The sequence below is a fragment of the Mycobacterium sp. 1482292.6 genome, assembly GCF_001672995.1.
GTDB lineage: Bacteria > Actinomycetota > Actinomycetes > Mycobacteriales > Mycobacteriaceae > Mycobacterium > Mycobacterium europaeum_A.
In genome coordinates this window covers 1-9,230 of record NZ_LZKV01000067.1, presented here as the reverse complement: position 1 = coordinate 9,230, position 9,230 = coordinate 1, and the positions used below count along the sequence as shown (strand labels likewise).

Genomic DNA, 9,230 nt, shown 5'->3' with positions numbered 1-9,230 from the left:
CTCTGCATCGTCATACGCGCGGGTCATCGACTTAGTTCTTCCTCTCGTTGTGAGCGGTTGGGCCGCACGTCGCGGCCCTGCGATTGCTCGGATTCACCATCGTCGTGATGAGACACCCTGGCCGCCGGGATCGAAAGAGTGAACGTCGATCCGGTGCCCGGCTTACTCCACACGCCGATGCTGCCGTTGTGGTTGGCCGCGACGTGCTTGACGATGGCTAGGCCCAGCCCGCTGCCGCCGGTAGCCCGTGAGCGGGCCTTATCCCCGCGGAAGAACCGCTCGAAAACCCGTTCCTGATCTTCCAGGGCGATCCCGATGCCACGGTCGGTCACCGCGATCTCGATGTTCTCCCCGCGGCGACGGCGGCTGATCGACACCGGCGAACCCGGCGGCGAATAGGCGATGGCGTTGGACACCAGGTTGGCCAACGCGGTGACCAACAGCGTTTCGTCACCCAGCACCCGCAAACCGCTGGGCGCGTCCGTGCGGACCTCGATGTCGGCGTTGTCGGCCGCCACCTTGTGCCGCGAAATCGCTTCGCTGACAACCTCGTCGACGTCGACCTCGATGACGTTGGGCAGCCGTTCGGCGCCCTGCAGCCGGGACAGCTCGATCAGCTCGGCGACCATGTCGCCGAGCCGGTTGGCCTCGACGAGCACCTTCTCGGCGAACCGCCGCACGGTCTCGGAGTCGTCCGACGACGCCAGCAGGGCCTCGGCGAGCAGGGCCATGGCGCCCACCGGGGTCTTGAGCTCGTGGCTGACGTTGGCCACGAAGTCGCGCCGGGTGGCCTCCATCCGCGCGTAGTCGGACTGATCGTGGGCGAAGACCACGGCGAACCGGCGGTCTTCTTCGCTGAGCAACCGCGCCTGCCCGTGCACCGAGAGCCCCGACCGGCCACCCGACCGTTTCGCCGGCTGCAGGTCGAATTCGACGTCGACGCCGGTCAGGGCCTGCTGCGCCGCCTCCCAGGCCTGGTCATCGAGTTGACGGTCGCGCACCAAGCCCAGCTCCTTGGCCCGTTCATTGAGGTAGACGACGTCGCGGTGGGCGTCCACCACCGCCGCGCCCAGCGGCATCAGCGCCACGATGCGTTGCAGCATCTGCGCGACGGTGATCCCGGTCCACTCGGTGCCGACCCGCTGGCGGCGCTGCACCGTCCGCGGTGACAGCCGGGTCCCGACCAGCACCCCCGCGGCCAGCGCCAGCGCGGACAAAACCCCGGCCAGCAACAGCGCCGAGAACACAGTCACATAGCAAATCCTACAAATCTTCCTGAACGCTGCCCTAGCGCAACGAGGCCAAAATCGGACAAGTCACACCTTGCGCAACAGGTGTTCCGCTCCCGTTCACGCGATGTTTGGCTAAATCGCCTTTATCTCGCGGATCGGCGCGGGCAGGCCCAGCTCAGCCGTGCCCCTGGCTGGCCACTGCGGCGGCGCCCGCGGCGGCCGCCTCCGGGTCCAGATAGGTGCCGCCGGCAACCACCGGCCGCAGGTCAGCGTCCAGGTCGTAGCGCAGCGGGATGCCGGTCGGGATGTTGAGCCCGGCGATCTCGTCGTCGGACACCCGATCGAGGTGCTTGACCAGGGCCCGCAGCGAGTTGCCGTGCGCCACGATCAGCACCGTCTTGCCGCTGCGCAGATCCGGGACGATGACGTCGGTGAAATAGGGCAGGAAGCGCACGACCACATCGGCCAGGCACTCGGTGAGCGGGCCGCCGCCGATGTCGGCGTAACGGGGATCGGTGTCCTGGCTGTAGGTGCTGCCCTTCTCGATGGGCGGGGGCGGCGTGTCGTAGCTGCGCCGCCAGGCCATGAACTGCTCGTCGCCGTAGCGGGCCTTCGTCTCGGCCTTGTCCAGCCCCTGCAGCGCCCCGTAATGGCGTTCGTTGAGCCGCCAGGTGCGCCGCACCGGGATCCACAGCCGGTCGGCCGCGTCCAGCGCGAGATGCGCGGTGGAGATGGCCCGGCGCAGCAGCGACGTGTAGAGGACGTCGGGCAACAGGTTGTTCTCGATCAGCAGCTCGCCGCTGCGCACGGCCTCGGTCCGACCCTTGTCGGTGAGGCCGACGTCGACCCAACCGGTGAACAGGTTCAGCGAATTCCATTCGCTTTCGCCGTGGCGAAGCAGTACCAGCGTGGCGGTGTCACCCATGCCGGTCAGTCTCTCACGGCCCTATTCGTCGCGGTCGTGCCCCGATGCTCGACTCCTCACCATCGCGCTTCGCGCTCTGCATCGTCGTCTTCGTGCCCCGATGCTCGACTACTCACCATCGCGCTTCGCGCTCTGCATCGTCGTCTTCGTCGTCGTCGATCAAATGGGCGAACGCCTGCAGGTTCTTCAGCGACTCACCGCGCGACACCCGCCACTCCCACTCCTTCTGGATCGACGAGCGAAACCCCAACTCCAGCAACGTATTGAAGTCCGAATCCACCGCTTCGAGCACCTGCCCGAGCACCCGGTCGAGCTCGTCGGCGTCCACCGAAGCCAGCGACATGCGCCCCACCAGATAGATGTCCCCGACATTGTCGAGCGTGTAGGCCACGCCGTAGAGGCGGCGGTTGCGCTTGAGCAGGAAGCGGTAGACGCCTTCGTGGTTCTCGTCGGGCTTGCGGCACACGAAGGCCTCCACCCGCACCGAATGCTCGCCGATGCTGAGGATGGTGTTGGTCTTGAGCTTGCGCTCGCCGGGCAGTTCCACCACCAGACCGGGCAGACCGCCATGCGCCCCAGCGTGTTTCGAGTAGTTCAACCCACTGTCCTGCAGGGCATCCTCGATCACCTGGCTTACCGATGGGCTCATGCGCCCACCCCGCGGCGCTCGGTCGTGTACTCGCGGATCGCGCGGCGGTAGCTGGCCAACAACGCGTCGGTGGTGTGATCCCAGGAAAACGTGGCCGCGTGCTCGGCGGCCGCCCGGCCCATCACATCGGCGTGCGGCGCAGGCAAACGCAGCAGCCGGCCCAGCGCGTCCGCCCACCGCCCGACGTCGTGGCCGGCCACCAGCGTGCCGGTCACGCCGTCGCGCACCGCCACCGGTAGCCCGCCGACCGCGGCCGCGGCCACAGGCGTCCCACAGGCCTGCGCCTCGAGGGCGACCAGACCGAACGACTCCGAATAACTGGGCACCGCAACAAGATTGGCCGCCTGGAACAACGTGGCCAAATTCGGGCGGGACTGCGGGGGCAGGAACGTCACGCGCTCGGTGATGCCGAGTTCGTCGGCCAGCCGGACCAACCCGTCCGGGGAGGCCAAACCGCTACCCGAGGGCCCGCCGGCCACCACGATGCGCACCCCGGGCAGTTTCGCGGCGGCGCGCAACACGATGTCGGGCGCCTTCAGCGGCTGGATCCGGCCGACGAACGCCACGACGTCTTCGTCGAGCGGCAGCCCCAGCGCGGTCCGGGCGGCCCGGCGATCGCCCGGGCGGAACACGTCGAGATCTACCCCGGGATGGACGACGTCGATCCTGGCCGGGTCGGCGTGGTGAATCGAGATCAGTTGCCTGGCTTCGTCATCGGTGTTGACGATCAATCGGTCCGCCTCGTCGACGACCTGTTGCTCGCCGACCGTGCGCAGCGGCGGTTCGGGCGAATCCCCCTCGGCCAGCGCCGCGTTCTTGACCGCGGCCAGCGTGTGCGCGGTGTGCACCAGCGGCACCGCCCAGCGGTCGCGGGCTAGCCAACCGACCTGACCGGACAGCCAGTAGTGCGAATGCACGATGTCGTAATAGCCCGGCTCGTGCGACGCCTCGGCGCGCAACACCCCGGCCGCGAACGCGCACAGCTGGGTGGGCAGGTCGTATTTGTCCAGGCCCTCGAAGGGGCCCGCCACCACGTTGCGCACCAGCACGCCGGGCGCCACCCGCGCGACCGGCGGGTCGGCCGAGGCGGTCGCCCGCGTGAAGATCTCCACCTCGATGCCTCGCCGCGCCAGGTGCAACGCGGTTTGCAGCACGTAGACGTTCATCCCGCCGGCGTCGCCGGTGCCGGGCTGGGCCAGTGGTGAGGTGTGGACCGCCAACACTGCGACCCGGCGCGGTTCGTTCAGCCGGAAAACGTCATCGTGGCGCACCCTGTCATCTTTACAGGATGGTTCGCCGGCCAGCCCAAGCGCGCTGGACACACCCGTCGTGTCAGGCGGACGACTCGTCGCGAGTCACGTCGTGCAGCCGGGCATCGAGCGCCCCGGCGCGCCGCATCGCCCCCAGCGGGTCGGCGTAGAGCCCCGACAGCGAGACGGTCCCCGCGCCGGCCTCCTGCACCCGGTTGCCGAAGGCGGTGAGGCGGATGTCGCGGGGTCCGAGCACGGAGCGTTCCAGGAACGCCGCCTCGACCTGCTCCATTGCCTCCGGGTACTCGGTGAAGGCCTGGCCGCCGACCACCAGTTCGTCGGGGTTGAGCATGTCGCGCAGCAACGCCACCGCCTCGCCGAGCACGCGGCCCCGCTCGGCGAGCAGGTCCTTGGCCTGCTGGTTGCCGGCTCGGGCCACCCGCAACAGATCCGAGATGCCGGCGGCGGAGCCGCTGGCGCGGTTGGTCGGGGCGAACGGCAGGATGCGCTGCTGGCGGGCGATGGCCACCACGGCCTCGTCGCTGACGGTGGACTCCAGCTGGCCGGTGCCGCCGAGCAAATCGGACTGCGCCGGCAAGGTCGCGATGGTGCCCGGTCCGCTGGCCGGCACGTGCACCCGCCCGCCGATCACCAGCGCGTAGCCCACGGTCTCACGGGCGTAGACGTACAGGCTGGTGGGCGAGCTCGGCAGGAAGCGCCGCATGCCCAGCAGCAGCTCGGCGCCGGCCATCGCGTCGACGTGCGAGGCCACCGATACCGGCAGGCCCAGGGCGTCGGCGAGCACCTGCCCCACCGGCGCCTGCCGCCAGCCCAGCCGGGGGTGGTCCACCTGGCCGGTGGCGCCGTCGACGGTGCCACCGATGGCGACCCCCACCCACAGCGGCCGGCGGCGATGCCAGCGCCGCAGGTAGCGGCGGGCGCTGTCAGCCAGCGTCGCCAGCGCGGGCCCGGCCGGGTTACGCGGTGTCGGGGTTTCGACCGTGTCGAGCGTGCGGCCGAACAGGTCGGTGGCCACGATGCTGGTGGTCCGGGCACCGATGTGGATGCCCAGCGTCACGAAGGGTTCGTGGTTGACCTCCACCGGCACACGCGGGCGGCCGATGGCGCCGGAGACGGCGAGGTCGGCGCGTTCCCGGAGCAGGCCGGCTTCCAGGAGCGCGATGACCTGACGGTTGACCGTGGCGATGCTCAGCGAGGTGACGCCGGCGATGACGTCGCGGCCGACGGGGCCGCGCAGCCGGACGGCCCGGAAGACGGAGGCCGCCGCCGAGTCGGGGATGTTCAGCGCCGGCGGCACGATCTGCCGGCGCACCGAGCGGTGGCCCTTTTGGCCCGGCAGGTGCCCGACGGCACGGCTGGGCGAATGATGGGTATGGGTGAGGGTATTCGTGCGCACGAGCGTCCTTATTTGTCCGAATTTTGCTGGCCGTCTTGGCCACACCTGGCTGGGTCAGGAGCGGCAAAGTGCGCAGCAACAACACGCACCCGCCGCGCAAAGACACGCGGTGGTCGTGGTGTTGGACAGGGCGCTAAGGAGCACACGCAAAATCTAGCACGTTCATTAAGGTTGTTTCGATGGTTAAAACTGGCAGGAATGAACGAGTCGCAGTAATCACCGGGGCCAGCTCGGGGATCGGTGCAGCAACCGCCCGAATCCTGGCTGCGCAGGGCTTTCATGTCGTCGCGGTGGCGCGTCGATCCGACCGGATTCAGGCCCTGGCCAGTGAAATCGGCGGTACCGCGATTGTGGCCGATGTCACAGACGAGGCGGCGGTGGAAACATTGGCGAGCAAAGTGGACCGGGTCGACGTTCTGGTCAACAACGCCGGCGGCGCCCGGGGCCTGGCGCCGGTCGCCGACGCCGACCTCGAGCACTGGCGATGGATGTGGGAGACCAACGTCATCGGCACGCTGCGGGTCACCCGCGCGCTGTTGCCCAAGCTGATCGACTCCGGCGACGGGCTGATCATCACCGTCACTTCCGTTGCGGCACTTGAGGTTTACGACGGCGGCGCCGGATACACGGCGGCCAAACACGGCCAGGGAGCGCTGCACCGCACGCTGCGCGGCGAGCTATTGGGCAAGCCGGTGCGGCTGACCGAGATCGCGCCCGGCGCGGTCGAGACGGAATTCTCGTTGGTGCGCTTCGACGGCGACCAACAACGCGCGGAGGCCGTCTACACCGGCATCACCCCGCTGGTGGCCGAGGATGTGGCCGAGGTGATCGGATTCGTCGCCTCGCGGCCGTCGCACGTCGATCTGGACCTGATCGTGATGAAGCCGCGCGATCAGGCGACGACCTCCCGTTTTAACCGCCAGGGGTAGCGGTGCCGGCCGGTGACGTCGACGTGGTCGGAGTGCCGGACAGGGTCGGCGCGTTGGACGGCGTGACCGGCGCGGTGACCGGGATCTGGGTTGACGGCGGGCGCGCGGTCGGCGGCGGCAGCGCCGACATGGCCACCCAGGTGTCCCAGTCCACGGCCCAGTCCCAGATGTCGCCGTCGGAGTAGGACAGCTGGATCGTGCTGCCGGTGACTTCGACCGGGTCGCCGTACATCGCCGACTGGAAGTATTGCTCGGCGTCACCCGTCGAAAGGTTGATGCAGCCGTTGGTGACGTTGGTGTTGCCCTGCGCGCCGGCGCTGGCCGGGTTGGCATGGATGAACTCGCCGTTGTTGGAGATCCGGACCGCCCAGCGCTCGTGCACGTGGCTGTAGCCGGCCGCCGGGTTGGACATGTAGAAGTCGGCGTACTTCTCGCTGACCACGTGGATGCCGTTGCGGGTGACGTTGCGCGCCTTGTCGGCTTCGCCGTAGCTGCACGGGAAGTCCATGATGACGCCCTCGTCGCGGATCACCTGGATACGGTGCGAGGAAACCTCGGCCTTGACCACCTGCCGCCGGCCGATCTGGATGTTCAGCGAGATGTCCTCGGCGCCGTAGGCGCTGTCGCCGAACGGCAGACCGTACAGCTTGGCCTCGACGTTGACCGTGGTGCCCGCGGGGTAGTACTCGCGGGTCCGCCAGTGCGCGCGCGCACCGGCGGCCTCGTCGGGCAGCCAGGCCCAGCTGCCCTCGACGGGCGGGTTCGTGGTGACGGTGAGCGCCTTTTCGACGGCGGCCTTGTCGGTGATCGGCGCGTCGAACTGGATGATGATCGGCGCCGCGACGCCCACGGTCTGGCCGTCGGCGAGCTGGAAGGCGCCCCCGATCTTCTTGGTGGGAGACACCGTGGTGAACTTGCCGGCCACCGGGATCGCCTTGCCGTCGTGCCCGACGGCCGAGCCGCTCCACGTGTACGTCTGGTCGTAGCCGAGCGGCTCGGAGGTCGTGTAGACGGTGCGGTCTTGATTGAAGGCGCCCGCGACGGCCTTGCCCGACGAATTGGACAACGCGACGTGCTGGAACCAGCCGTCGCTCACCTCGACGCTGACCGGGGCGATCGGCACCACGTTCTCGGTCGCGTTGGCGGGCTGGTACTTGAGCTGCGGTGCCGGCTGTTCCTTCTTCTCGGCCTGTTTCGCCGTCGTGCCGCCGCAGGCGGCCAACACGTTGGGGGCGAACACACCCAGTCCCAGGGTCGCCAAAGCCGCACGCCGGTTGAACGGCCGCGGGGCGCTGGACGGGGTCACGAAAATCAAAGATACCGGGGAAAATCGGCCAGCCCGGCCACGACAAAACGGGCCCGGGCACGCGTCGGCGAAATTTGCGGCTACAGCCTGCAGCCGAGCAGGACGGGCTCGGGGACCAATGTGATGCCAAACACAGCCTGGACGCCGTCGCGGATCGTTCTAGCAAGCTCTATCACGTCCTGTGAGCTGGCGCCGCCGCGGTTGGTCAGCGCCAGCGCGTGCTTGGTGGATAGCCGGCAGGGCTGTTCGAGGCCGTCCGGCCCCGGATCCGGGTAGCCCTTGCCGAATCCGGCCCGCTCCACCAGCCAGCCGGCGGCCAGCTTGACGCCGTCGGGCGCGGGGTAGTTCGGCACCGGCCCGTCGACGGCGGCGGCCAACCGCTCGTAGGCGTCCGGGGCGATCACCGGGTTGGTGAAGAAGGAGCCCACGCTCCAGGTGTCGTGGTCGGCCGCGTCGAGCACCATGCCCTTGCGCGCCCGCAGCGACAGCACCGCGTCGCGGACGGCCCGCGGGTCGGCGCGCTCGCCGCCGGCCACGTTCAACTCGGCGGCCAGCTCGCCGTAGCGCAGCGGCGCGCTGCGCCCGGACGCGTCCAGCGCGAACTCCACTTCCAGTACGACGGAAGGCATTTCGAGTCCACTGCCGGCGCGTTTGAACACACTGGTGCGGTAGCCGAAGCCCAGTTCGTCACCCGGCACCCAGCGCACCTGCCCGCTCGCGCGATCGAGCACCCGCACGCGGGTGATGGTGTCGGAGACCTCGGCGCCGTAGGCGCCGACGTTCTGAACCGGGGTGGCCCCGGCCGAGCCGGGGATGCCGGACAGGCATTCCAGCCCGCCGAGGCCGTGCTCGATCGCGGTGAGCACGACGTCGTCCCACGCCGCGCCCGCCTGCGCACGGACCAGGTTGCCCTCGACGGTGATGCCGTCATTGGCCAGCCGCACCGCGGTCAGGTCGGTCAGGCCGTCGCAGATCACCAGGTTGGAGCCGCCGGCGAAGACCAGCACCGGGTCGCGTTGCCCGCCAGCGGTTTCGGCGTCCAGCTGCCGCAACGTGGCGACCACCTGCTCGCTGGTGGTGCAGGTGATCAGGCGGCGCGCGGTCGGTCCGACCCGCAGGGTGGTCAGTGGCGCCAGTGGCACCGCGTCGGCCACCGCCGCGCCGGCGAACTCCGCACCGGCACCGCTGGATTTCATGGCCCGTAACGGTAGCCTGACCTGCTATGCCGCGTTCATTCGACTTGTCGGCCGATTACGACGGCAGTGTTGACGAGGTTCATCGCGCCTTCACCGACGAGGAGTACTGGCGGGCCAGGCTGGCCGGGTCCGGTGTCGACCTCGCCACGCTGGAGTCGATGCGGGTCGGCGGGGAGTCCGGGGACGAGGACACCGTCGAGGTCGTCACGCTGCAGGTGATCCGCAGCGACAAGCTGCCGGGCATGGTCACCCAGTTGCACAGCGGTGACCTGCGCATCCGGCGCGAGGAGACGTGGGGGCCGGTCACCGGCGGGGCGGCGACGGGG

At 69.3% G+C, this 9,230-nt stretch carries 8 protein-coding genes and 1 pseudogene; 2 read left to right on the top strand and 7 right to left on the bottom strand.

Annotation, left to right across the window (positions count from 1 at the left end; all coding sequences use genetic code 11):
* Positions 1–23: 23 nt before the first annotated feature.
* From A5624_RS05920 to A5624_RS05900, 5 genes and pseudogenes are all read right to left on the bottom strand, one after another.
* A complete protein-coding gene (locus A5624_RS05920; protein ID WP_156748858.1) occupies positions 24–1,253 on the bottom strand; it encodes a cell wall metabolism sensor histidine kinase WalK in 1,230 nt (409 codons plus the stop codon).
* Between the two features lie 154 nt (positions 1,254–1,407).
* Entirely contained in the window at positions 1,408–2,157 is a 750-nt protein-coding gene (locus tag A5624_RS05915; RefSeq protein WP_066863016.1) for a phosphoglyceromutase, read from the bottom strand.
* Positions 2,158–2,265: 108 nt separating this feature from the next.
* Positions 2,266–2,806: pseudogene (locus A5624_RS05910) on the bottom strand (YbjN domain-containing protein).
* On the bottom strand, positions 2,803–4,077 hold the full coding sequence (mshA, locus tag A5624_RS05905) for a D-inositol-3-phosphate glycosyltransferase (RefSeq protein ID WP_066863012.1): 1,275 nt from the start codon (positions 4,075–4,077) through the stop codon (positions 2,803–2,805). Before mshA ends, A5624_RS05910 begins: the two are co-directional and overlap by 4 nt.
* A gap of 61 nt (positions 4,078–4,138) precedes the next feature.
* Positions 4,139–5,416 (bottom strand): ROK family protein, encoded by a 1,278-nt coding sequence (locus A5624_RS05900; RefSeq protein ID WP_197518926.1) that lies wholly within the window; start codon positions 5,414–5,416, stop codon positions 4,139–4,141.
* 236 nt (positions 5,417–5,652) lie between these two features.
* Between A5624_RS05900 and A5624_RS05895 the strand changes: the two genes are divergently transcribed.
* Positions 5,653–6,402, top strand: coding sequence for an SDR family oxidoreductase (locus tag A5624_RS05895; protein WP_066863007.1), 750 nt, complete (start codon positions 5,653–5,655; stop codon positions 6,400–6,402).
* Here A5624_RS05895 and A5624_RS05890 read toward each other — a convergent pair.
* Together A5624_RS05890 and A5624_RS05885 are read right to left on the bottom strand one after the other, a co-directional pair.
* The gene (locus tag A5624_RS05890; RefSeq protein WP_066863003.1) at positions 6,386–7,717 is read right to left on the bottom strand and encodes an Ig-like domain-containing protein; all 1,332 of its coding nucleotides are present in this window, start codon (positions 7,715–7,717) and stop codon (positions 6,386–6,388) included. The genes A5624_RS05895 and A5624_RS05890 overlap by 17 nt on opposite strands.
* 71 nt (positions 7,718–7,788) lie before the next feature.
* Entirely contained in the window at positions 7,789–8,904 is a 1,116-nt protein-coding gene (locus A5624_RS05885) for a UDP-N-acetylmuramate dehydrogenase (protein ID WP_066863000.1), read from the bottom strand.
* Between the two features lie 26 nt (positions 8,905–8,930).
* Here A5624_RS05885 and A5624_RS05880 point away from each other — a divergent pair.
* A partial coding sequence (locus A5624_RS05880; RefSeq protein WP_156748856.1) for a DUF2505 domain-containing protein occupies positions 8,931–9,230 on the top strand: 300 nt, incomplete at its 3' end.